23 protein-coding genes are annotated in these 23,671 nt (G+C 55.6%); 8 read left to right on the top strand and 15 right to left on the bottom strand.

The window, feature by feature from the left end:
- Nucleotides 1–24: 24 nt before the first annotated feature.
- Together FY156_26250 and FY156_26245 are read right to left on the bottom strand one after the other, a co-directional pair.
- A complete protein-coding gene (locus FY156_26250; protein UXS04942.1) occupies nucleotides 25–705 on the bottom strand; it encodes a sugar transferase in 681 nt (226 codons plus the stop codon).
- A 614-nt stretch (nucleotides 706–1,319) separates the two neighbouring features.
- Nucleotides 1,320–1,868, bottom strand: a complete 549-nt coding sequence (locus tag FY156_26245) for a cupin domain-containing protein (GenBank protein ID UXS04941.1) — start codon at nucleotides 1,866–1,868, stop codon at nucleotides 1,320–1,322.
- A gap of 145 nt (nucleotides 1,869–2,013) precedes the next feature.
- On the opposite strand from FY156_26245, the gene FY156_26240 reads away from it, so the two are divergent.
- Complete coding sequence (locus tag FY156_26240; GenBank protein ID UXS04940.1) at nucleotides 2,014–3,348, top strand: aspartate aminotransferase family protein; 1,335 nt, start codon at nucleotides 2,014–2,016, stop codon at nucleotides 3,346–3,348.
- Between the two features lie 70 nt (nucleotides 3,349–3,418).
- Here the strand turns inward: FY156_26240 and FY156_26235 are convergent, their stop codons facing one another.
- Nucleotides 3,419–4,225: a L,D-transpeptidase gene (locus FY156_26235; GenBank protein UXS04939.1), complete on the bottom strand. Its 807-nt coding sequence runs from the start codon at nucleotides 4,223–4,225 to the stop codon at nucleotides 3,419–3,421.
- A 16-nt stretch (nucleotides 4,226–4,241) separates the two neighbouring features.
- Nucleotides 4,242–5,228 (bottom strand): murein L,D-transpeptidase, encoded by a 987-nt coding sequence (locus FY156_26230; GenBank protein ID UXS04938.1) that lies wholly within the window; start codon nucleotides 5,226–5,228, stop codon nucleotides 4,242–4,244.
- A gap of 579 nt (nucleotides 5,229–5,807) precedes the next feature.
- On the opposite strand from FY156_26230, the gene FY156_26225 reads away from it, so the two are divergent.
- Entirely contained in the window at nucleotides 5,808–6,380 is a 573-nt protein-coding gene (locus FY156_26225; protein ID UXS04937.1) for a DNA-3-methyladenine glycosylase, read from the top strand.
- Nucleotides 6,381–6,741: 361 nt separating this feature from the next.
- Here the strand turns inward: FY156_26225 and FY156_26220 are convergent, their stop codons facing one another.
- Nucleotides 6,742–6,939: a hypothetical protein gene (locus tag FY156_26220; protein UXS04936.1), complete on the bottom strand. Its 198-nt coding sequence runs from the start codon at nucleotides 6,937–6,939 to the stop codon at nucleotides 6,742–6,744.
- Nucleotides 6,940–7,113: 174 nt separating this feature from the next.
- Complete coding sequence (locus FY156_26215; GenBank protein ID UXS04935.1) at nucleotides 7,114–8,127, bottom strand: LacI family transcriptional regulator; 1,014 nt, start codon at nucleotides 8,125–8,127, stop codon at nucleotides 7,114–7,116.
- 267 nt (nucleotides 8,128–8,394) lie between these two features.
- On the opposite strand from FY156_26215, the gene FY156_26210 reads away from it, so the two are divergent.
- The 6 genes from FY156_26210 to FY156_26185 all read left to right on the top strand — a co-directional run bounded on the left by FY156_26210 (nucleotide 8,395) and on the right by FY156_26185 (nucleotide 14,472).
- Nucleotides 8,395–9,660, top strand: coding sequence for an ABC transporter substrate-binding protein (locus FY156_26210; protein ID UXS04934.1), 1,266 nt, complete (start codon nucleotides 8,395–8,397; stop codon nucleotides 9,658–9,660).
- A 65-nt stretch (nucleotides 9,661–9,725) separates the two neighbouring features.
- The gene (locus FY156_26205) at nucleotides 9,726–10,706 is read left to right on the top strand and encodes a sugar ABC transporter permease (GenBank protein ID UXS04933.1); all 981 of its coding nucleotides are present in this window, start codon (nucleotides 9,726–9,728) and stop codon (nucleotides 10,704–10,706) included.
- Nucleotides 10,703–11,536: a carbohydrate ABC transporter permease gene (locus tag FY156_26200; GenBank protein ID UXS04932.1), complete on the top strand. Its 834-nt coding sequence runs from the start codon at nucleotides 10,703–10,705 to the stop codon at nucleotides 11,534–11,536. The genes FY156_26205 and FY156_26200 overlap by 4 nt, the downstream gene beginning before the upstream one ends.
- A gap of 10 nt (nucleotides 11,537–11,546) precedes the next feature.
- Nucleotides 11,547–12,575: an ABC transporter ATP-binding protein gene (locus tag FY156_26195; protein UXS04931.1), complete on the top strand. Its 1,029-nt coding sequence runs from the start codon at nucleotides 11,547–11,549 to the stop codon at nucleotides 12,573–12,575.
- 55 nt (nucleotides 12,576–12,630) lie between these two features.
- Nucleotides 12,631–13,416, top strand: coding sequence for a trehalose utilization protein ThuA (locus tag FY156_26190; protein ID UXS04930.1), 786 nt, complete (start codon nucleotides 12,631–12,633; stop codon nucleotides 13,414–13,416).
- Nucleotides 13,417–13,422: 6 nt separating this feature from the next.
- Nucleotides 13,423–14,472 (top strand): Gfo/Idh/MocA family oxidoreductase, encoded by a 1,050-nt coding sequence (locus FY156_26185; protein UXS04929.1) that lies wholly within the window; start codon nucleotides 13,423–13,425, stop codon nucleotides 14,470–14,472.
- Nucleotides 14,473–14,641: 169 nt separating this feature from the next.
- Here FY156_26185 and queE read toward each other — a convergent pair whose 3' ends face one another.
- From queE to FY156_26140, 9 genes are all read right to left on the bottom strand, one after another.
- Complete coding sequence (gene queE, locus FY156_26180) at nucleotides 14,642–15,397, bottom strand: 7-carboxy-7-deazaguanine synthase QueE (GenBank protein ID UXS04928.1); 756 nt, start codon at nucleotides 15,395–15,397, stop codon at nucleotides 14,642–14,644.
- Nucleotides 15,394–15,750, bottom strand: a complete 357-nt coding sequence (queD, locus tag FY156_26175; protein ID UXS04927.1) for a 6-carboxytetrahydropterin synthase QueD — start codon at nucleotides 15,748–15,750, stop codon at nucleotides 15,394–15,396. Before queD ends, queE begins: the two co-directional genes overlap by 4 nt.
- A complete protein-coding gene (gene queC, locus FY156_26170; protein ID UXS04926.1) occupies nucleotides 15,750–16,460 on the bottom strand; it encodes a 7-cyano-7-deazaguanine synthase QueC in 711 nt (236 codons plus the stop codon). The genes queD and queC overlap by 1 nt, the downstream gene beginning before the upstream one ends.
- Before the next feature lie 694 nt (nucleotides 16,461–17,154).
- Nucleotides 17,155–18,288, bottom strand: coding sequence for a Gfo/Idh/MocA family oxidoreductase (locus FY156_26165; GenBank protein UXS04925.1), 1,134 nt, complete (start codon nucleotides 18,286–18,288; stop codon nucleotides 17,155–17,157).
- A 25-nt stretch (nucleotides 18,289–18,313) separates the two neighbouring features.
- Nucleotides 18,314–19,078: a sugar phosphate isomerase/epimerase gene (locus FY156_26160; protein UXS04924.1), complete on the bottom strand. Its 765-nt coding sequence runs from the start codon at nucleotides 19,076–19,078 to the stop codon at nucleotides 18,314–18,316.
- Between the two features lie 57 nt (nucleotides 19,079–19,135).
- A complete protein-coding gene (locus tag FY156_26155; GenBank protein ID UXS04923.1) occupies nucleotides 19,136–20,224 on the bottom strand; it encodes an ABC transporter ATP-binding protein in 1,089 nt (362 codons plus the stop codon).
- A gap of 4 nt (nucleotides 20,225–20,228) precedes the next feature.
- Nucleotides 20,229–21,170, bottom strand: a complete 942-nt coding sequence (locus tag FY156_26150) for a carbohydrate ABC transporter permease (GenBank protein UXS04922.1) — start codon at nucleotides 21,168–21,170, stop codon at nucleotides 20,229–20,231.
- Nucleotides 21,163–22,065, bottom strand: a complete 903-nt coding sequence (locus FY156_26145; GenBank protein UXS04921.1) for a sugar ABC transporter permease — start codon at nucleotides 22,063–22,065, stop codon at nucleotides 21,163–21,165. Before FY156_26145 ends, FY156_26150 begins: the two co-directional genes overlap by 8 nt.
- A gap of 249 nt (nucleotides 22,066–22,314) precedes the next feature.
- Nucleotides 22,315–23,550 (bottom strand): carbohydrate ABC transporter substrate-binding protein, encoded by a 1,236-nt coding sequence (locus tag FY156_26140; GenBank protein UXS04920.1) that lies wholly within the window; start codon nucleotides 23,548–23,550, stop codon nucleotides 22,315–22,317.
- Nucleotides 23,551–23,671: the final 121 nt, after the last annotated feature.

Below are 23,671 nucleotides of genomic sequence, written 5' to 3'. Positions count from 1 at the left end.
GGCAACGGCAATAGACTATCGGATTTAGTAGCTTCCGCGAGAAAGGCAGACGGCAGGAATGGTCTTCACGATGATGGAGACATCACGCATCATCGACCAGTTCTGGACATATTGCGTATCGAATGCGACGCGGGTCTTGTAGGAGACGTCGTTACGACCGCTGATCTGCCACAGGCCGGTAAGGCCTGGACGGGTGCTGAGGTAATAGGAAGCGGCAGATTCGTAATAGGTCAGTTCCTCGTCTACGACGGGTCGCGGACCAACGACACTCATTTCGCCACGGATGATATTGATGAGCTGCGGCAGTTCATCAAGGCTGAGCTTGCGCAACACCGTTCCGACCACCGTCACACGGGGATCGTTCTTGAGCTTGCGCGTTGTACGCCATTCCTCGGCAGCTTCTGGATTGGCCGCGAGATACTGACGCATCATGTCATCGCCATTCATCACCATCGTCCTGAATTTCAGGCAATGGAAATAGCGACCGTTATGGCCGATACGGCGGTGTCCATAAAACACCGGGCCGCGATCGGACATTTTCACGAGAGCTGCGATCAAAAGGAAGATCGGGCTGAATATGAGAAGCGCAAGCAAGGCCGACGTTACGTCGAAACTTCGTTTTGCGATCCCCCCGATAGGAAAACTGACATCGAAATCTTCGGAGTTGCTGAGTGCTGAACCAGCCGATCGTGTCGCGGACTTCATAGAGAAAACTCCATTTATGTTTTGCGATGGTCGGTGCCCTAAGGCGCGTCTTTGTCTCCCAAAGGAGATAACAAGTCTGTGTTCGGAATTTGATGCTTTTGAATTTTTTGTAAGGCAGTTTGCGCATCGTCGTCTATGCGATTTCTTGCAACGCCCTACGAACGACTTTTGGGCAGTATTAATGGTTGCATAAAAAAGAAACAAATGTGCTCACTGCCATGACTTCAGAGCATGGCTGGCGCGATATCATGTATACTGCTTTTCTCTTTTCCCGAGTTTTTCTTATATGTTTCTTGTAACTTAATGAACCAAAGCAAAATCCTGCAGAACATCTACAATATAACCGGCGTTTAATTTTTTTTGCATCGCAACATGATTGCGGCAATGCATATAAAATTTGATATATCGGCCGTGCTGATCTCTTGGGAAAATGTTCATCAACCAAGAAAAAGCGATGGAGAAGTTGGAAAGCGGTCGGAAAAGTGGCTCAAATACGGCAAAACTATGTTTTTTGCCACTCAAAATTTCGAGAGAATTCCGCACATTTCAGAGAACTGCGTTTTCGAGAGAGACTGAAACAGGCAATCGAACCGAGTTATGCAGAGAATCGACATTCAGAATGTGGGAGGTGTGCAAGCACTGATAACCTCGCACGGCACCGGCCCGACACAGCGGAAGCGGTGCGGTCGTCGACTTTCAAAATAATAAGCGTCTCCCGGCCCCAATATCCGCCTCTCTTCATCGACCGTCACTTCCAGCCGTCCGGAAAGAATAATGCCCCCCTCCTCGCCATCATGGATCAGCGGCACCTTTCCGGTGTCGGCACCGGGCTGGTAACATTCCTTGAGAATTTGCAGGCTTCGCCCAAAGACATTGTCGCCGACCTGGCGAAAGGAGATTGGCCCCTTACCAATTTCAACGAGTTCGTCTGCTCGATAGAATGCTTTGCGGCTTGTTTCCGGCTCGAAGGCGAAAAACTCGGCAAGGCCGATAGGGATACCATCAAGGATGCGCTTTAGCGCGCCGACCGAAGGGTTGGAGGTGTTCGATTCAATCAGCGAAATGGTTGAATTGGTCACGCCGGCTCGTCGGGCCAACTCGCGCTGGGAGATGTTATGACGCATCCGCAAATGACGAAGCCGTCCGCCGATATCGACTTCCATGACCGTATCCCTGTTTGTATTGTTCGAAATATCGCAAACTCTCTAGCACGCCCATAGCCTTTTCAATAGCTTGGCAGGCGAGAGAAAAGGGCTTGTTCAGACTGAAAAATAGCTTTCAATCGTCGTCAGCGAACAGGAGACCCGCATGGATAACCCGAACCGATCCAATTCCATTTCCCTCGATAGCTACTGGATGCCATTCACCGCCAATCGACAGTTCAAGGCCAATCCGCGCCTTCTGACGAGTGCTGAGGGCATGTACTACACCAGCAATGACGGCCGGCAGGTTCTCGACGGAACAGCAGGTCTTTGGTGCGTCAATGCCGGCCACGGCCGCCAGCAGATTGCAAATGCCGTTAAGCACCAGCTTTCAACGATGGATTATGCCCCTTCCTTCCAGATGGGGCATCCGATAGCGTTTGAGTTTGCAGAAAGGCTGGCGGAAATTGCTCCTGGCCCCGACGGCGCCAAACTCGACCGGGTCTTCTACACCGGCTCAGGCTCGGAATCCGTTGATACAGCTCTGAAGATCGCGATCGCTTACCAGCGCGCCATCGGGCAAGGCACGCGCACACGCCTGATCGGCCGTGAGCGCGGTTACCACGGCGTCGGCTTTGGCGGCATTTCCGTTGGTGGCCTCGTCAACAACCGTCGCGTCTTCCCGCAGATACCGGCAGATCATCTTCGCCACACCCACGATCCGGTCAGGAACAGCTTCATCAAGGGCCAACCCGAACACGGCGCGGATCTGGCAGATGATCTGGAGCGCCTCGTCGGCTTGCATGGCGCGGAAACCATCGCTGCCTGCATCGTCGAGCCGGTCGCCGGATCAACCGGTGTTCTCGTTCCGCCTAAAGGTTATCTGGAGCGCCTGCGGGCCATCTGCGACAAACACGGCATTCTCCTGATCTTCGATGAGGTCATCACTGGTTTCGGCCGCATGGGCACGTCTTTCGCCAGCAATTACTTTGGCGTGACGCCCGATATCGTCACCACAGCCAAGGGATTGACCAATGGCGCGATCCCGATGGGTGCCGTCTTCACCAGCCGCAAAGTCCATGATGCCCTCATGCATGGCCCGGACAACGCCATCGAGCTTTTCCATGGCTATACCTATTCCGGCCATCCTGTCGCCTGCGCAGCCGGCATCGCGACCCTTGATATCTATCGCGACGAGGGCCTGTTTACACGCGCTGCAGAGCTGCAGGACGCTTGGCACGACGCCATCCATTCGTTCAAGGGGCTTCCAAACGTCATCGATATCCGCACCATCGGCTTTATCGCAGGCATCGAACTCCAGTCGCGAGACGGCGCTGCAGGCGCCCGTGCCTACGACGTCTTCGTGGATTGCTTCGAGCGAGGCCTCCTTATCCGCGTTACCGGAGACATCATCGCACTTTCACCACCATTGATTGCGGATAAATCTCACTTCGACGACATCGTCTCGATCCTTGGAGATGCCCTGAAACGGGCCCAGTAAGACCCACATAAAACAAAGGCCGCGCTCCCTGGATGGCAGCGCGGCCTTTGTTGTTTCATGATTTAGATCGTCAGTAAGAGCTGACCGGCTGGGGCAACCCATCGCCCACAACGCCGCCGCCATATTGCGAGACCGGGTAGCTTTCTCCGCTCACGGGAACGCCGGCCGGACCGATCGGCACGCCCTGCTGCGCCGGCGACAGCGACGTCACGACAATCGGCGTACCATCCGGAACACGATTATAGAGATCGATGATATCCTGGTTCAGCAATCGAACGCAGCCGGACGAAACCGACTTTCCGATTGTCCACCATTCCGGTGATCCATGCAGACGATAGATCGTGTCCTTGCCGTCTTTGAAGATGTAAAGTGCGCGCGCACCGAGCGGGTTCTTCAACCCCGGCTCCATCCCGCCATTTCGCGAGCTATAAGGTTCCAGTTCGGGCTGGCGGGCAATCATTTCATCTGGCGGCGTCCAACGTGGCCATTGCCGCTTGTATTGGATCACCCCGCGGCCTGACCACTCGAAACCAGCCCGTCCGAGACCGACGCCATATCGCATAGCCTGATTGTCTTCGTATGTCAGATACAGGAAGTGGTTCGCAACATCGACAACAATTACGCCGGGCCGTTCTCCGGTCGGGTTGGCAACCATCTGCCGCAGAAAACGTCGCGGAATCTTCTGATAGGGAATTTCGGGCAGCGGAAACTGCTCGTCAGGCTTCGGACCGTACATCTGCGCAAACATCGGATCTTCTGCCGGTGGCGCAGGGCGTGCGGTCTCGCGCGCGGTTGTGTTGCAGCCAGCAAGACCGGCCAGCGCCAATCCGCCTGCACCAAGCAAGAAACCCCGCCGGGTTGTCGTCGTGTCGTTCAATTGAAAAACCTCTACGTCATCTTACACTGGCAAAAGGATCTGCCAGCGCCGCCTCTGGGCGACTGATCGGGTACTTCGTGCCAGAAACCTTCGCCGCCATGGACTTGGCGCCACTGGTTTTCAAAATGGCCCGGAAGCTTGGATGCATGCCGCCATCGACATAAGCGTTAACCGGGATGGAAGTTCCCTCGCTCATCGCAGCGGCAAGTTTCTGCTGTTCGTCCGCAAGTTTCGACGCCACAGCCGCATCCGGCTGGTTGACGGTGGGCGGGCACGCCGCCAGCGGATCGGCAGGCTCGCCATCGGCGAACTCACTGTTAAAAACGTAACGACGTCCACAGACCGAAACCTTCGGCTGCCGGCGCGTTACCTCAAAATAATCGTAACCGTCTTTCAGCGTCCGCCAGAACGGCATGTTCGGATCGCTCCGATGTGCTGCCATGTTTTTTGCCGACATCCGGAAGGGATAGGCCTGGACCTGAAAACGATCCTGGCCACCCTGGAGTGCCTTTGCGACAACAGCGTAGATTTCACCAACCTGGGCGTCGGTCATCGCATAACAGCCAGACGAGGAGCAGGCACCGTGAACCATCAGTGCTTCTCCGGTATAACCGAGTGCGGATTCAAGCCTGTTCGGATAACCAAGATTGAAAGAAACGTAATACTGAGAATTCGGGTTCAGCATGCCGGCGGACACATGATAGAAACCCTCGGGCGCCTGACGGTCGCCGGATGCCATTTTGGGCCCAAGTTTTCCTGACCAACGACACATTGGATAGGTCTTAAGAAGCGCGTAGCTGCCTGTCTTGTCGACCTTCCAGACCTCCAGTTCGCTTTCCTGCTTGAAGATCCGAACAAGAACCGGGCTCTCAGGTCGCATGCTTTTGGCCGACATCTGAGCCAACATCTTTGAGGATAGCTTAGGAGGGTCCTTCTTCACGCTCTCGAGCCCCATAGAGGTGCACGCAGCAAGGCCGCCACCGATCGCAACGATCGCGGCCACCCGTAGTCCCGTCTTTACTTTATGCCAAAGGTCCGTTGAAGCGGTCCTCGGCAATACCTTGATTCTCATGACGTCCAGCCTGATTTAGTTGACGCTTAACTAGCGAAGGTGGCCATATAGCGGCAACCATCCGCACGGACAAAGCTTCGTGAATAGCCGTTACCGTTTCATTAATCATAGGGACACAAGGCTGTGAGCAGCAGGAAAGGGGTAATTTCCATCAGCCGCTGACAAGGCTCTCAATTCCGCCTGTCACACGAGCAACAGACGTTAGCAACAGGGTCGCGTGCAGGAATACTCAACGCCTCTTCTGAAAATTCGCGGTTTCCAGCACCTCGCGAACTGAGGTACATCTGGAACGCATCAGAGGAGGCTGCGGATTTTGTGAATTCCGTAAGCACCGACGAGCAAGACGACTGCATATGTGGATGTCGGCTAGCGACATGTGACTACCCTTTCGCCGCCACCGCGATGAATTCAACCAAGACAATCTGGCCGTCCCATTTTACAAAGCGTGCGAAAGGCAAGATGGCATCGCCTCCTGTATGACAATGTAGACAGCACCGCGAGTCACTCTAGATGAACCTCCCGCTCCACGGACTGGAAAAAAGCACCTTTCAACGCGACGCGGTCGATGTTGCTCGTGCCTTGATAGGTGCAGAATTCAGGGTCGGTGGCGTAGGCGGTATTATCGTGGAAACGGAAGCCTACACGCCCGATGACCCGGCATCACACAGCTTCAAGGGTGAAACGCCGCGCAACAAGGCAATGTTCGGTTCTGCTGGTCATCTTTACGTCTACCGTTCCTATGGCATTCACTGGTGTGCGAATGTTGTCTGCGCTCCCGGATCCGCAGTGCTCCTGCGTGCGATCCAACCGAAAACTGGCATTGATATGATGAAACTGCGCCGGGGCACAGATAACGAGAAACTGCTCTGCTCCGGACCGGGCAGGCTTTGTCAGTCGCTGGGGATTACGGCTGAACTCGATGGCGCTCCACTTGATAAATCACCATTCCTGATCAGATTGCCCGGACAACAGGCGTCTTTGGCAATTGGTCGACGGATCGGAATCAGTCGTGCACAGGATTATCCCTGGCGTTTCGGACTTGCCGGATCGAAATTTGTAAGCAAGCGCTTCGACGACACATAAACGAACCGAAACTAAAACCGAACGCCTCACAGGACGCGTGGCGGATCGTCGTTTTCATCCGGGTTTGGGTTAGGTGCCTCATCCGGGAGTCTATCTGGCTCCGGTTCGTCGATGGGAGGAAATTCGGGTTGAGGCGGTACCGGCATCGGCACATCGGGATAAGGTTCGACGGGAACGATCGGCATTGGCCCACCTCCTGTTCTCGATTTATGGACGGCGCTTAACGGATTTGCTTGCCGGTCAATTGCCGGACAGGTCCTTCCGGTCTGTCTGCGCCGTCCATCAAATCATTTCGGACAAAAGGCAAACGGCGTACACGCCCGTGCGTTCCAAACTATTTAGGGAAAATCATATTGCACAGTCAGGCAAAACCGAGAGCACTGCGCGAAACGTCGCGGTCTTCGCGGTAATCACGCTGATGGGCTTCGTGACCTTGCTCACGCGCCGTTGAACGAGAAATCTCGGGCTGAGGCACATTCAGCAGAGCATCGGCATAGGTGCCGGTCGCCTCGACATCATCGATCACGTTTTGCGGTTGCGATTTCAAGAACTCGAACATGCATTACCCTCCTTCGACGCGTCTCCCAAACGCGCTTGCCCTGGTTTTGGTTCAATACGCCGGACATGTTTTGATTATACACAAGACGACCCTTGCGTATAGTGGGCCAACCGCGAACATCTTTCACTGAGCGTTCACAAAATAGAATGGAATCAGTGAACTATCTTCAAAACCTCACGCAGGGCCGACCGATTCCCGTAAGATGAGCTCCACGGGCCAGAGCTCCTGCACCTCGCTCACCGGCCTCCCGCCAATGATCTGCAACAAAAGGTCTGTCACGCGAATACCGGCCATACGCATGGGAGAGCGCGTCGTGGAAAGCGGCGGCATCATGCTCTCGGGAGTAAGGTAGGGGAAAACGTCATCATGGGCGATGACGGAGACATCTTTACCGATGACCAGGCCGAGATGGCTCGCCGCACGATAGACGCCTTGCGCCGTCATCATCGCACCTGCCACGAAGGCCGTTGGGCGTGGCGACTGCTCCAGGAGCGAGCGAGCGAAGCGGAAGGCCGTATCCTCGCTGAATTGCTCGCTCAACATGAAGCGCGGATCAGGCGAAATGCCATGGGTTTCGAGCGCATCAATGAAACCCTGTTCGCGATCCTTCACGAAGGTACGCCCTGTCGGTCCATTGATGAGGGCTATGCGCCTGTGCCCGCGCTCCAGGAAATGGATCGTCGGACGATAGGTTACTTCATAATTGTCGATATCGAGCCACGCATGGGCAAATGGCGTCTTGGAGCGGCCATGAACGATAAACGGTACACCTAACCGATGCAGGAGCGCGATACGTTCGTCTTCGGGGCGAGGTGAATGTACGATGATGCCGTCGACACGGCCGCTCGCGGCCAGACGGCTGAAAATCGCCTGCTCTTCATCGAGATTGTTGTCCACGGTGACGCTGACGAGAATATCCGTTTCTTCCCGCTCCAGCCGGGTCGCCATCCCACCCATAAATTCAGAAAAGAAGTGCCCGCCGCCTGATCGCCCCATCACGACACCGATGGCGCCTGCTCTGCCGGTGGCAAGTCGAACCGCATTCGCATTGGGTCTGTAGCCATATTTGCGCGCAGCCTCGGCCACCCGCTGGCGCGTCTCTTCACGCACCTCCGGATAGCCACCCAGCGCCCTGCTGACGGTGGTGGGAGAAAGACCCACCTTTTCTGCGAATTCCTTGAGCTTCATCTGATTTGCCAGTTTCTCTCTGCATGCGTTGTGGCCGCAGAATTTTCAAGCCGACAAAATTTGAAATCGTTTTCAATTTTCATCACCTGAAACCTTACAGTTGGTCATGTGAATTGGCAAACGCCTAAATTAATCACACTAATTCGCCTGATTTTCCGCCATTAATATAGGGTATTGACAGAAAGGTTCGCTTTTGACAGCCTCTGCACAGTCAAAAGCGCTTTCAATTTTGAGGAAGGTTGGATGCGCAAACGGAGGAGTTTGACAATGAATATTTCAATCAAAACCTTATTGCTGTGCGGTAGCGTCTTGTCTGCCGCGGTTTCCGCACAGGCAGCAGAACTGTCGATTGCGGCTAACTCGACCGGCAAGAATGTCGCGTTTTTCAAGGAACGCATTGCCGCTTTCGAAAAGGAAACCGGCCACAAGGTCAATCTTGTCACCATGCCATCGTCTTCCAGCGAACAGTTCAGCCAGTACCGGCTTTGGCTCGCGGCAGGCAACAAGGACGTGGACGTCTATCAGACAGACGTGGTGTGGGCGCCACAGCTTTCCGACCAGTTTGTCGATCTCTCTGCAGCAACAAAAGACGTGATCGCCGACCACTTCCCATCGATCGTCGCTTCGCAGACTGTTGACGGCAAACTTGTTGCAATGCCGATGTTCACCGATGCTCCAGCACTGTTCTACCGCAAGGATCTGCTCGAAAAATACGGCAAGCAGCCACCGAAAACATGGGTGGAACTCAGCGAGACCGCCAAGGAAATTCAGGAAAAAGAACGCGCCGCCGGTCAGAAGGATCTCTGGGGTTTTGTCTTTCAGGGCAGCGCCTATGAAGGTCTGACCTGTAACGCACTTGAATGGATCGCATCCGCTGGCGGCGGCCATATTATCGAAGCCAACGGCGACATTTCCATCAACAACGAAAAGGCGGCGGCGGCCATCGAAACCGTCAAGGGTTGGGTCGGCTCCATCGCGCCACAGGGCGTTCTCGCCTACAAGGAAGAAGAAGCTCGCGGCGTGTGGCAAACCGGAAATTCCGTCTTCATGCGCAATTGGCCTTATGCTTATGCACTCGGCAATGGCGATGACAGCGCCATCAAGGGCAAGTTCGGCGTAACACCACTACCGGCTGGCGAAGCAGGTGCGGATCCTGCCTCGACACTCGGCGGCTGGAACCTTGCCGTCTCAAAATATTCAGACGATCAGGAAGCCGCGATCCAACTCGTGAAATTCCTGGCATCCAAGGAAACACAGAAGAAGCGTGCGGTTCAGCTTTCCAACATGCCGACGATCGCCTCGCTCTATGATGACAAGGATGTCGCCGAGGCACAGCCTTTCATGCCAACGTGGAAACCGATCTTCCAGACCGCAGTTCCGCGCCCATCGGCTGCTGCAAAGGTAAAGTATAACGAGGTGTCCGCCAAATTCTGGGGTGCCGTTCATAACACGCTGTCCGGCAATGGCTCCGCAGCCGACAATCTCGAGCTCCTCGAGGTCGAGCTGACCGACCTCAAAGGCAACGGCTGGTAATCCGGCTCGCATCTGGAGCGGACTGGACATGTCCGCTTCAGATGCCCCAACCGTGAGACATCCCCATGAATGATATCGCCCTTGAAAGACCGGGTGCAACATCCACCAAAGCATCAGGCTCCGACCTTCAATCGGAACGCCTCCGATCCGCTTGGCTGTTCCTCGCCCCAACGCTTTTCGTCCTTGCCCTCGTCGCCGGCTGGCCGCTTGTACGAACCATCTGGTTCAGCCTGACTGATGCATCACTCACCAATCTTTCCGGCGCACAATTCGTCGGGTTCAAGAATTATCTTTCCTGGATAACGCTTGGCAGCGGCCGCACGGTCTACCGTGGCCTGTTGGCAGACCCAGCTTGGTGGGGCGCTGTTCTTAACACGCTAAAATTCACGATTGTCTCCGTCAGCATAGAAACAGTCCTCGGCCTGGTCGTTGCCCTCGTTCTCAATGCCGAGTTCAAAGGGCGAGGTATTGTCCGCGCTGCAATCCTCGTGCCGTGGGCTATTCCGACCATCGTTTCCGCTCAGATGTGGGCGTGGATGCTGAACGACCAGTTCGGTATCCTCAACGACCTGTTCCTCAATCTCGGCCTGATCTCAAACAAGATCGCCTGGACGGCCAATCCTGATACGGCCATGATTGCGGTCTTGATCGTCGACGTCTGGAAAACGACACCATTCATGGCGCTGCTTATTCTCGCCGGCCTTCAAATGGTGCCCAAGGATATGTACGAGGCCGCCAAGGTCGATGGCATCCATCCGGTTAAGGTCTTCTTCCGAGTCACTCTGCCGATGATCCGGCCCGCTCTGATGGTCGCCGTGATCTTCCGCATGCTGGATGCCCTGCGCGTCTTCGACCTCATCTATATTCTGACGCCAAACAATGCTCAGACCCGCACGATGTCGGTGCTGGCGCGCGAAAACCTGTTCGATTTCGACAAGTTCGCCTACGGCGCTGCAGCATCCACGATGCTGTTCCTGATCATCGCCTCGATCACGGTTGTTTATATGTGGCTCGGGCGCGTCAACACAGATGGAGCGGCGCGATGACCTTTCCCAATATTCTCAAGACGTCAGCCTTCTATGCCCTGGTTGCGGTCATTATCGTCATCTCCGTCTTCCCGTTCTACTACGCCATCCTGACGAGCCTCAAATCCGGAACAGCACTCTTCCAGATCAATTACTGGCCGCGGGACTTCTCCTTTGCCAACTATAGTTTCGTGCTGGGCAACGGGAGTTTCCTGCGCAATCTCGGCAACTCGCTGATGATCGCGTCCTCTGTCGTCGTCGTGTCGCTGTTTCTGGCCGTTACGGCATCCTATGCACTTGCCCGCGTTCGCTTTCGCGGCCGTGCACTTCTGCTTCTGACCATCCTGTCTGTCTCGATGTTTCCGCAGATCGCTGTTCTTGCAGGCCTCTTCGAACTCATCCGTTGGGCCGGTATCTTCAACACACCGTTGGCTCTGATCTTCTCGTACATGATCTTCACCTTGCCCTTTACAGTCTGGGTACTGACAACATTCATGCGCGATCTGCCAATCGAGATCGAGGAAGCGGCCATCGTTGATGGAGCAACGCCCTGGGTCATCATTACACAGGTCTTCATGCCCCTGATGTGGCCTGCTCTTGTGACCACCGGATTGCTTGCCTTCATCGCGGCATGGAACGAGTTCCTTTTCGCGCTCACCTTCACGTCATCGAACGAGCAGCGCACGGTACCCGTGGCGATTGCGCTCCTGTCGGGAGGCTCGCAGTTCGAAATCCCCTGGGGATCGATCATGGCAGCGTCCGTCATTGTCACTGCCCCGCTCGTCGTCCTCGTCCTGATCTTCCAGCGACGCATCATTTCCGGCCTCACCGCCGGTGGCGTCAAAGGCTAGGAGTTTAACCATGACCAAAATCCAACTGCGCGATCTTCGTAAATCTTTCGGGGCCTTCGATGTCATCAAGGGCATCGACATGGATATCCGCTCCGGCGAATTCATGGTCTTCGTTGGACCATCCGGCTGCGGCAAGTCGACATTGTTGCGCCTCATCTGTGGTCTTGAAGAGATATCTGGCGGCACGCTCTCGTTCGATGGCGAGGCAGTCAACCGCCTGCCGCCCGCGAAACGCGGCGTTGCCATGGTCTTTCAATCCTACGCCCTCTACCCGCACATGACCGTGTTCGAAAACATGGCGTTTGGAATGAAGCTGGCGGGTGCGGATAAGGACCAGCGTCGAAAACGCGTTGAAGCAGCTGCTGAAATGCTGCAGCTGACGCCCTATCTCGATCGTCTGCCAAAACAGCTTTCCGGTGGCCAGCGCCAGCGCGTCGCAATCGGTCGCGCCATCGTGCGTGATCCCAAGGTGTTTCTGTTCGATGAGCCGCTGTCCAACCTCGATGCCGCGTTGCGCGTTGCAACCCGGCTCGAAATTGCCAAGCTGCATCGCTCCATGCATGGCACGACAATGATTTACGTCACCCACGACCAGGTGGAGGCCATGACACTCGCGGACCGGATCTGCGTGCTGCGAGATGGTCGTGTCGAGCAGATTGGCACGCCACTCGAGCTATACGAAAACCCGGTCAACACGTTTGTAGCCGGCTTCATCGGCTCACCGAAAATGAATTTCCTGACCGGCAAGTATGCCGACGCAGAAGGCGCAAAAACGATTGGCATACGCCCCGAGCACATTACCATTTCGGCCGGTGAAAATGGCTGGGCCGGTGAGATCGTTCATTCAGAAATGCTGGGGTCGGACAGCTATATCTATGTCGAGATCGGCGCTTCGGAACCCATTGTCGTGCGCGAAGAAGGCGTTTCCAGTCGCAAGACGGGCGAGCGTATCGTCATTGCACCGACCGCAGACAATATCCACCGTTTCGATACCGAGGGGCGCGCGCTCAGCCGCAACCTGAGCCGCGGCGCAGCCTGATCCAATCCATTCGCCGGAAACACCCAAGTACCGGCTATTAGCAAGGAGCATGAAGATGACCATCAACACGGTTGTATGGGGCGAAAACATCCACGAGCACATCAATGAGACGGTGCGTTCGATCTATCCAAACGGCATGCACAACACCATCGCCGACGCGCTGAACACGGTCGACGGCATCAATGCCACGACAGCTACTCTTCAGGAACCCGAACACGGCCTATCGCCGGATCGCCTCGACAAGACCGATGTTCTTGTGTGGTGGGGCCACAAGGATCATGGCGCTGTTCAGGACGAAATTGTCGAACGTGTCGCGAAACGGGTTTGGGAAGGGATGGGCCTCATCGTGCTGCATTCCGGTCACTTCTCAAAACCGTTCAAGCGGCTGATGGGCACCCCCTGCGCCTTGAAGTGGCGCGAGGCAGGTGAACGCGAGCGGTTGTGGACAATCAATCCCCGCCATCCGATTGCCGCAGGCCTTCCAGAGCACTTCGAACTTGAAAACGAAGAAATGTATGGCGAACAGTTCTCCGTGCCGGAGCCGCTCGAAACCGTCTTCATCTCCTGGTTCCAGGGCGGTGAAGTGTTCCGTTCGGGTCTCACCTGGCGTCGCGGCGCTGGCAACATCTTCTATTTCCGTCCCGGCCACGAGACCTACCCGACCTATCACGATGCGAACGTACAGAAGGTCATCAGCAATTCGGTGAAATGGGCTTATAATCCGGCCGGTGCACTGACGAGCATTCACAACGCCCCCAACGTCCCAGTCGAACAGGCGCTGGAACCGATTGAAGAACGCGGTCCCAAGCTGCACAAGGCAGGCGAAGCAGGTTACAGGTAATCAGCCATGAGACTTCTTATTCTCGGAACTGGCGGCATGGCCAATAACCATGCCACGTATTTCTCTGAAATCCCCGGCGTCGAACTGGTCGCAGCCGTGGATGTGGATGACGTGATTGTGCGAGCCTTCGCGGCTCGCCACAATATTCCGCTTACCTTCACATCGCTTGACGATGCGATTGCGTGGGGTGAATTCGATGCGGCGGCAAACGTCACACCCGACAGCATCCACCATCCGACCAGCCTCAAGCTTTTGGCAGCCGGCAAACACGTCTTTTGCGAAAAGCCGTTGGCGGAAAACTACGCCAAAGCCGCTGAAATGGCCGATGCGGCGGAAAAAGCCGGCCTCGTCGCAATGGTCAATCTCACATACCGCAATGTCGCCCCATTGCAGGCGGCACGGCAGATGGTGCTTTCGGGCCAGATCGGCAAGGTGCGGCACCTTGAGGCCTCCTATCTCCAGAGCTGGCTGGTTTCCAAAGCGTGGGGCGACTGGATGACGGAGAGCAAATGGCTGTGGCGGCTTTCGACCAAACATGGCTCCAACGGCGTTCTTGGCGATGTTGGCATTCATATTCTCGACTTCGCATCCTACGGCGCCGGCAGCGATGTGGAGCGGATTTTCACGCGTCTGAAAACCTTCGACAAATATGAAGGCAACAAGATCGGGGTCTACGACCTCGATGCCAATGACAGCTTCACCATGACTGCGGAGCTGGAAAATGGCGCGATGGGCGTCATTCATGCCAGCCGCTGGGCAACCGGCCACCTGAATGAACTTCGTCTGCGAGTCCACGGCGACAAGGGCGCGATCGAAGTCATTCATACGCCGGAATATTCCAGCCTGCGAACCTGCCTTGGAGAGGATGTCGAGAAGGCGATCTGGACGACTGTCGAGGTCGATCCAGTGTCGACAAACTACGAAAAGTTCGCAAAGGCAGTGATGGACGGCGGCCCGGCTGACCCGAATTTCCGCCATGCAGCGAATTTGCAAAAGGTTCTCGACCTTTCCATCATTGCAGATCGAGAACGCCGGGAGCTAGCCGTTTCGGCATAGGTTGTGAACGGGTGGCGAAGCGACATCGCCACCTCGATCGCTCCCATGCGATAAGACGACCGTTTAATGAAAGTGATGAGGGGGAGAGCGGCGATTTTATTGCTCGTCTCACCCCCTCATTCTGCTGCCTCTACCTCCTCACCAAAAGGGAGAAGGTACGTGGCGCTGCTCACACGCCCCTTTTGTTTCCCCACAAAAGCACATGGAGCTGCGGCAACACGCGGGCTGCAAACCAACGATCGGCCGAGACCTTGTCCACCAGCCACAACATTCGGTCCATCACACCATCGATATCGACGCGAGCGTTGTCATCGTCAGGTGGTGGTGGGGTGTGGTTACCAGGTTGCAGATAGATTGGGAGATGCGGAAAGCGGGCGGCGGCATCTTTCGCATAAGCGTAATCCGCATCATCGAAAACAACGATCTTCAAAGCCAGCTGTGGATGCTTACCGGCTGCGACGAGACATTGCTCAAATGCATTCCAGTCCGTTTCCATACCGCTCGAAGGCGGCTTGGGACTGAGCACCAGATAGTCGAGAGCACCGAACCAGTTCTTCGCGACACTGCCTTGCGTTTCTAGCGCGAAACGATACCCGTCCGCATGTCCCCTCGTAAGGAGTTCTGCGAACGGTTGAATGGCCGGATTGCCGCCAGAAAGCGAGACCGTCAGGGGTACACCGCCAGAAAGCCGTCTCACCTCGCACCAGATCGCGTCAACCGACATGGGCGCCCACGTATCGCGATACTCGCTATCAACGGCATGCAGCGTATCGCACCAGGAGCAGCGATAATCGCAGCCACCGGTGCGAACAAATACGGTCGGCACACCAATCAGCAAGCCCTCGCCCTGTATCGTTGGGCCGAAGATTTCACTGATGCGGATCGTCGTTTCCTTGGTCGCGGTTTTCGTGGCGGCCAGGCTCATGGCCGGTATTCCGCCCATGTCTTTGCTGTCTCACTGACGCGTACGGCACTGGTTTCCGGCAGCCGCTCCTTGCACCATTCGTAAAAGTGCTTTGCCAGACATTCTGCTGTTACGCGGTCGTGACCCAACACATCGTTCAGGTGACGATGGTCAAAATGATCGTCGATATAATGCTTTAGCGGAGAAAGCTCGTGATAGTCCCGAACAAAGCCGTGCTCATTTAGCTCCGCACCGGCAAGCTCAACCTCCACGACGTAGTTGTGCCCGTGAAGACGCGCGCATTGATGTTCGGCAGGGAGGCTTTTGAGCTGATGTGATGCCGAGAAATGAAACTCCTTGGTGATACGAAACACTATCGCACCTCCTGAGCCGCATAAGCATGCGTTGCCGACACCCAAAAATCAGGGTCTTCGTAATCGGTCGGATCAGTTACGCCGGCCAGATGAAATGCCTCACGCCGCTCGACACAGGTGCCACACCGACCGCAGTGTCGAAGCCCTCCCTTGTAACAGGACCAGGTCTCGCCGAACGGCGTGCCGTATTTCGTTCCATCCGTCACGATCGCAGCCTTCGAGACCGTCACGTATGGTGCGAAAAGCTCGACGCTGGCATAACCTTCCAGCGCATGCGCCTGCATGGCATTGAAGCTGTCAATGAAGCCGGGACGACAATCGGGATAGATAAAGTGGTCGCCGCCGTGAACGGCAATGGCCACAGCATCGGCATGCTGAGCTGCAGCTAGCCCGAAGGCAATGGTCAGCATGATCGCATTGCGGTTCGGCACGACGGTTGAACGCATGGTTTCTTCGGCATAGTGACCGTCCGGCACGTCCACGTCATCGGTCAGTGCCGAACCAGTCAGATGCGCCCCGATGGTGCGAATGTCGATGATGTGATGCGGAACGCGAAGACGCCCCGCACAGGCGGCCGCGAAGTCCAGTTCCTTTTTGTGCCTTTGACCATAGTCGAAGGACACGAGAGCAATGAGTTCGTGTTCCGCGGCAATCTTATGCGCAAGCGAAACAGAGTCCAATCCGCCTGAGCAGATGACGATAGTCTTCATAATTTGAGATCCCTTGTTTTGACCGGGTGGGCTGCGACCGGATAACGGCGCGGCTTTTAGCGCAAAGCGTCCGTCAAGGGAAGTCTTTTCGGCTATGTCGGTTGCATCACGATTTTTCTGTATCGCAGCAACAACTCGAAACAATCGGGACATAGGGCGGCAACGGACCCGATCTAGAACAAGCTCAACATGATGAACGAAGGGGTCGGACCGAATGAAGGCGGCTGACATTTTGATGAGTTTGGCCGGCGATCTGACAACCGTCGGCGTAGCAGCGCTCATGGCGCTTTCTGGCAGCCTTTATGTCGCACTGACGATCCACGGCCTCGTGAGCGTGTCAGATCGTGACTAGTGCACTCGCTACCAAGCGCCAGCGTGTCGGCAAGAATCTCGGCCTCGTCATTCTTGTGGCATTGGCGGCTATTGTCGCAGCGGTTGGGGTCGCACCCGTCGTGTTCCTCATTTGGCTGCTTAAAACAATCCCACACTGGCTGGGTCTGTAGCAGCCACACAAAAAGCAACGACCGCCGGATCGCCGCCCGATCCTGAAACGGTCGCTTGCGGCAAGGCCCGGCTCGCTGGCAGTGCGCCGGGCCTTTTTCGTTCCTCATAACTCGATTGTAAGAGCGGCGTTCTTGCCTGGCAGACTTTAAGACGTCAAGCGGCAAAGTTGCCCTCGCCGCCTGTCTTCGACTTAGCGCAGCAGTGCCTGGGCCTCCTCGATACCAAGTGCGGCAGGCTGCGTGCATGTCGTTGACATTTCGATGAAACGTCCCTCCTCGCCAGACCTGAGGATTGACGTCATGACATCGATCCCATGCAATGAACGGTCGAGCGAGCAACGGGCATCGCGTCCCTCGATCAGCGCCTGCGCCATATCGGCGAGACCAGCAGTGCGGTAGTTGGCACGCGGGCCGTTCGGACTTTCCTGATTGGAGACGCCAAAGGGGTGCGCCCAGTTCTCAAGCGGCTGTATATCCTTGTCGCGACCGCTGGCCTCAACAATACCGCCAAAGAAATTCGGGTCGGGCACATAAATCGAGCCCTCGGTACCGTAAAGCTCCATATTCGCGTGACGGTGTGACCAGACATCCCAACTCGCCGAAAGCGTGATGGTTGCGCCATTCACGAATTCCAGCAGGGCATGGATATTGGTCGGCGTCTCAACCGGGATGACCTGACCGTTCAGCGGTTGGCTGGTGACGGTACGAGTTGGATTGGCCATCGTCGTCAAGGCGCCAACACGTTTTACCGGACCAATCAAATTGATGAGGTTGGCGATGTAGTAAGGACCGAGATCGAGGATCGGCCCACCACCCTTCAGAAAAAAGAAACCCGGATTGGGATGCCACATTTCCATACCGGGGCTCATGACGTGGCAGGTGCCGGAGGTAATGCGCCCAACCTTGCCCTCATCGACGTACTTGCGGGCGAGCTGGTGCGCGCCGCCAAGGAAAGTATCCGGTGCGCAACCGACGGAGAGCTTCTTCTCTCTCGCGATACGGCGAAGCTCTTCTCCTTCTTCCATCGAAAGAACCAGTGGTTTTTCCGAATAGACGTGCTTGCCTGCTTCCAGCGCGGCTTTTGAAACGGAGAAATGCGCAGCGGGAATGGTGAGGTTCACCACCACGTCGATCTCGCTGTTGGAAAGCAGTTCCTCTATGGACTGTGCCTTCACACCATATTCTTCCGCTTTCAATTCGGCGGCATTCCGGTTGAGGTCAGCGCAAGCCAGCACCTTCAGGCCCTTGAAGAGCGGTGCCAGTGAAAAATAGGTGGTAGAGATATTGCCGCATCCGATGATGCCGACGCCAAGTTCTCTGGCCATGTTGGTTACTCCAAAAGAATGGTCATCAGTAGGATTTGAAAGAAGCGATCGAACGGCTGATCAGTCGATCGATATCTTTGGGATTATCGTGTTCAACGACGAAGTTTTGCGTGGCACTTTTGCTCTTCAGGGCATCAATCAAGCCCTTCCAATCCAGCGTACCATGACCGACATCCGCCCAGCCATCTTCATCGGTATTTTCACCCTTGGGAGCGATATCCTTGACGTGAACAGCGGTGATCCGTTTTCCGTAGCTTTCAATCCAGGAAAACGGATCGGCGTCACCACGCACGATCCAGGCGATATCTGCTTCCCACTTGAGGTCAGGACCACCAGCAAGAATCTGTTCCTGCGGCGTGGAACCGTCTGTGAGCGTCTTGAACTCGAAATCGTGGTTGTGCCATCCAAACGTAAGCCCCGCATCAACGAAAGGCTTTCCGACCTCCTGCAAGCGCTTACCAAACGCGAACCATCCAGCCGCGTCGGCCGGCCGCTGGTCCGGCATCAGGTAGGGGCAATAGATTGCCTCCACACCGAGAACCTTTGCGATGTTGAGAGCTTTTTTGGGATCGCCTTCCAAGAGGTCCAGACCAAAATGTCCTGTTGGCATCGAAAGACCATTCGCGTCTAGTTCCTCGCGAAGTGCTTTCAGATCCGCCTCATCCAGTGAGGCGTACATGGCACCGTATCCCTCCACCTGTTTGTAACCAGCCTCAGCCAATTTCTTGAATATATTTGAAAAAGGTAAAAAGTTACGAGCGCTGTAAAGCTGGAAGCCAAGTTCAGTCATTGTCTCCTCCATGAGATGTTTGTCTTGGGACTATGGGATTGGTGAGGATTTGTTTCGTCAGAGCCGCTCTTCACTTTCGGCGTCAAACAGCGAGGCCATCGCCATGTCGAAGGCCAGGCGTACTTTGGTGCCGGGAGAAAAACGCCTGTGGCCGCCAACGCGTACTGACAGCGTGTGCCCGGCGTGTTTGAGCCAGATGAGGTTGTCTGCTCCCATCGGCTCCTCGATATCGACCACCGCGTCGTGCACTTCACCACCGGTGATATCGGCGTCCACGCGCACGTGCTCTGGACGGACGCCGAGGACAACTGCGCTGCCTGGAACAAGCGGCTGTTCGGCCGTGTAGCCATCCAGCGAAAAACTCACGCCATTGGTAACAAAAACAGTCTTTCCGTCTTTCTCGGCCAGCTCGCCGCGAAGAAAGTTCATCGAGGGCGAACCGATGAAACCCGCCACGAAAAGGTTTCTTGGTTTGTTGTAGATCGTGACCGGATCGGCGAGTTGCTGGATGACGCCGCTTTTCATGATCGCGATTCGATCTGCCAGCGTGAGCGCCTCGATCTGATCGTGAGTGACGTAGATCATGGTGTTCTTCAGCGACTGATGCAGACGCTTGATTTCAACACGCAGTTCCGAGCGAAGCTTGGCATCAAGATTGGAGAGCGGCTCATCGAACAGAAACACATCGACATCGCGCACGAGAGCCCGGCCGATTGCAACACGTTGGCGTTGCCCTCCGGAAAGCTCGGCCGGCTTGCGCTTCAGGAGGGGCTCAATCTGCAAGATGCCCGCCGCACGCGCGACGCGCCGGTCGATCTCCTCTTTTGGTACCTTGGCGACCTGCAAACCGAATGACAGATTTTTTTCAACCGTCATCTGGGGATAAAGCGCATAGGACTGGAAAACCATTCCGATACCGCGATCCTTTGGTTCCTCCCATGTAACGTTACGGTCCTTGATGAAAATCTGTCCGTCCGTCGGCTCCAGAAGTCCCGCTATGCAATTGAGCAATGTCGATTTTCCGCAGCCTGAAGAGCCCAGAAGCACAAGGAACTCGCCGTCATAGATGTCGAGATTGAGGTCTTTCAACACGCTGACTGCGCCGAAGGACAGGGAAAGATCGCGAATGGAAACGCTTTTGTTCATATGCTCAACCTTTGACTGCGCCGGCGGCAATACCGCGGACAAAAAGCCGGCCGGAAAGGAAATAGACGATCAGGGGAACTGCTCCGGTCAGGAGTGTGGCCGCCATGTTGACGTTGTATTCCTTCACGCCCTGCACGGAGTTGACGATGTTATTGAGCTGCACGGTCATCGGGTAATATTCAGGCCTGGTAAAGACGACCCCGAACAGGAAGTCGTTCCAGATACCCGTCACCTGCAGGATCATCGCCACTACGAAAATAGGCAATGACATTGGCAGCATGATGCGGAAATAGATCTGCCAGAAATTCGCACCGTCTATGCGCGCCGCCTTGAACAACTCCTCCGGTAATGACGCAAAGTAGTTTCGAAACAGCAACGTCAAGATCGGCATGCCGAAGATCGTGTGTACGATGACGAGGCCGGTCAAAGTGCCATAAACACCGAGTTCCCGCAGGACGATAACAATCGGATAGATCATCACCTGGTAAGGGATGAACGCGCCGATGATGAGAATGGAAAAGAACAGTTCCGAACCCTTGAACTTCCAGTTTGCCATCGCGTAACCGCTGACAGAGGCGATGACGATGGACACCACCACAGACGGAACAAGAATGCGTACGGAGTTCCAGAAGCCACGCGATAGCCCATCACAGTTCAAGCCGGTGCAGGCATTTGCCCAGGCTTTGACCCAGGGTTCAAACGTGATCTCCACAGGTGGAGCAAAGATGTTGCCAATGCGTATTTCCGGCATGCCCTTCAGGGACGTGACGACCATTACATAAAGCGGCAAGAGGTAATAAGCGGCGGCGACGAAGAGTGTGCCATAGAGGATGATATTACGGCGCGAGAGCCTCTTTCTCGGTTTTTTTCCCCGAGGCCCGGACAGTTGTTTTGCGACCGGGTCGACGCCTGCGGCAACCGTGTTCAATGTGCTGATATTAGCCACGTTTTTTGCCTCCAAATTCAAGGTAGGCCCACGGAATGATGATGATAGCCACCGTCAAAAGCATCATGGTCGAGGCGGCAAAGCCCTGCCCGAGGTTCTGCGCCTGGAACATGTAGTCGTAGACGTATTTCGCGGGCACCTCAGACGCGATGCCTGGCCCCCCGCTCGTCTGCGCCACGACCAGATCGTAGACCTTGACGATGCCACTGGCGATAATGACAAGCGTCGTGATGAAAACCGGCCGCATCATGGGAATGATGATCTGGATATAGGTTCTCCACATGGGAATGCCGTCGACGCGTGCAGCCTTCCAGATGTCCTCATCGATGCCACGAAGACCAGCGAGCATGAGGCACATCACCAGCCCCGTCCCCTGCCACAAGGCGGCAATCAAGATGCCGTAAATGACAATCTGGGAGTTGTAGAGGGGATCGAAGGTGAAGCTTTCCCAGCCGAGTGATCGGACCACCGACTGAATGCCAAATTCTGGGTTCAACAGCCACTGCCATACCAGGCCCGTCACAATGAACGACAGTGCGAAGGGATAGAGGAAGATGGTTCGGAATGTGTTTTCGAAGCGGATTTTCTGGTCCATCAGTGCGGCGAGGACAAATCCGATCACCAGGCTGAAAATCAGCGAAAGAATGCCGTAGATCGCAAGGTTCTGGATGGACACAATCCACCGCGGCGCCGCCCACAGGCGTTCATACTGTTCAAAACCGATGAATGTCGCGCGCGGCAGCAGTTTCGAATTGGTGAAGGAGTAAACGACTGTCCAGATCGTTCCGCCAAGGAAGATCACGACAGCCGTCAGGATCATGGGAATGGAGGCAATCTTCGAATTAAGATTGCGAAAAAGCTGGTTGGGGCGGCCGGAATGCGCTTGACCCGCCATGGTTCTCTCCTCCTCGAACACGACAGCGCTGCACATTCCATGGAACATACGAAAAGCGCCGTAACAGCTTGAATTCATGCGCATTGTGTAAACGGTTACATTCACAGGACAAAAGCGGCATGAGCGTTCCATCGCGGAGGGCAGGAAACCTGCCCGCTCGCGTGTCGCCCTGCTTAGCGCGAACGAGCGCCATCGGCAGGGTGGGAGTTACGGGGGCAGGTAAGCCAACCCCCGCGCCAGCGGTATCGATCAGTCCGCCGAACCGATGATGTCAGCAAAACGCTTTTGCGCATCCTCGGCGGTCATGGATGAACTCGCAAAGAATTCCGCCATCAGATCTTCCTTCTGTTTCTGCGTGTCGGCAGAAATCAGCTGGTCGGTACTGGTGAGAGCGTTGCCCTTGGCGAGAATAGCAAGTCCCTTTTTCATGCAGTCGTTGGCCGCATTAAGGTCCACGTCGCCGCGTATCGGCAGTGATCCTTTTTTCAGATTGAAGGCGACCTGTGTCTTCGGATCAACGATGACTTCGGCCAGAACATCCTGGGCCTTTGATTTCGCTTCATCCTTCAACACCGGGAAGTAGAAGGCATCGCCGCCTGTCGTCAGATATTCGTTGAGCCCGAGACCAGGAAGGCAGCTATAGTCTGTACCGGCTTTTTGATTGGCAAGCTGGAATTCCCCCTGCGCCCAGTCACCCATGACCTGGCCGCCGGCTTTTCCGGTAATGACCATGTTGGTAGCCTGGTTCCAGTCTTGAACGTTCGTGCCTTTGGCCATATCGCGCGCTTCAACGGCTGCGGCGAAAATCTTGGCCATCTCTGGACCTGCCGCTGCTTCTGAATCCTTGTCAGCATAGACTTTCTGGTAGAGATCCTTTCCACCAATCGAGATCGTCAAAGTGTCGAACAAACCGTTCGCCTGCCACGCCTGACCGCCGAGTGCCAGCGGCTGTATGCCGGCCTTTTTCAGCGCGGGCGCCGCTGCGACGAACTCTGTCCAGTTCTTTGGAACTTCGACGCCGGCCTTCTTGAAGGCTTCGTTGGAAAGCCACAGCCATTGCCACGAATGGATATTCACAGGCGCGCAGTAGATCTTGCCGTCGATGGTGCAGCTATCGAGCAAGCTTGCGGGCTTGATGACGTCTTTCCACTTCCCCTTTTCAGCAACATCTGTCAGATCGCGCATCAACCCTGCTTGAACAAGTTCCTCTGCCTGGCGGCCATGATTGAATTGCGTGGCGCCCATCGGGTCACCGCCGGTGATACGGCTGATCATGATCGGACGAGCCGTGCCGCCGGAACCGGCGATGGCACCGTCCACCCACTTGTTGCCGGTTGCATCAAAAGCTTTGGCGAGTTCGGCAACCGCAGCGGCCTCACCGCCCGATGTCCACCAATGGGTTACTTCCAAATCGGTAGCACCGGCCATCCCGGCCGGAATCATAACACTGGCCGCAAAAGCCATAGAAATTGCACGCATGCGCATGAGTCTCCTCCCTCACTGAAACGTTGCAGTGAAAACGTATGCGAAGATTTTTGAATGTGCAACAGCCTAAAAGACGAATCTGGCCACGGCAGCGAGAGATGCCACAAGCAACTGATAATAA

It is taken from the genome of Agrobacterium tumefaciens (assembly GCA_025559845.1).
Lineage (GTDB): Bacteria > Pseudomonadota > Alphaproteobacteria > Rhizobiales > Rhizobiaceae > Agrobacterium.
This window is presented reverse-complemented; position numbering and strand designations above follow the sequence as displayed.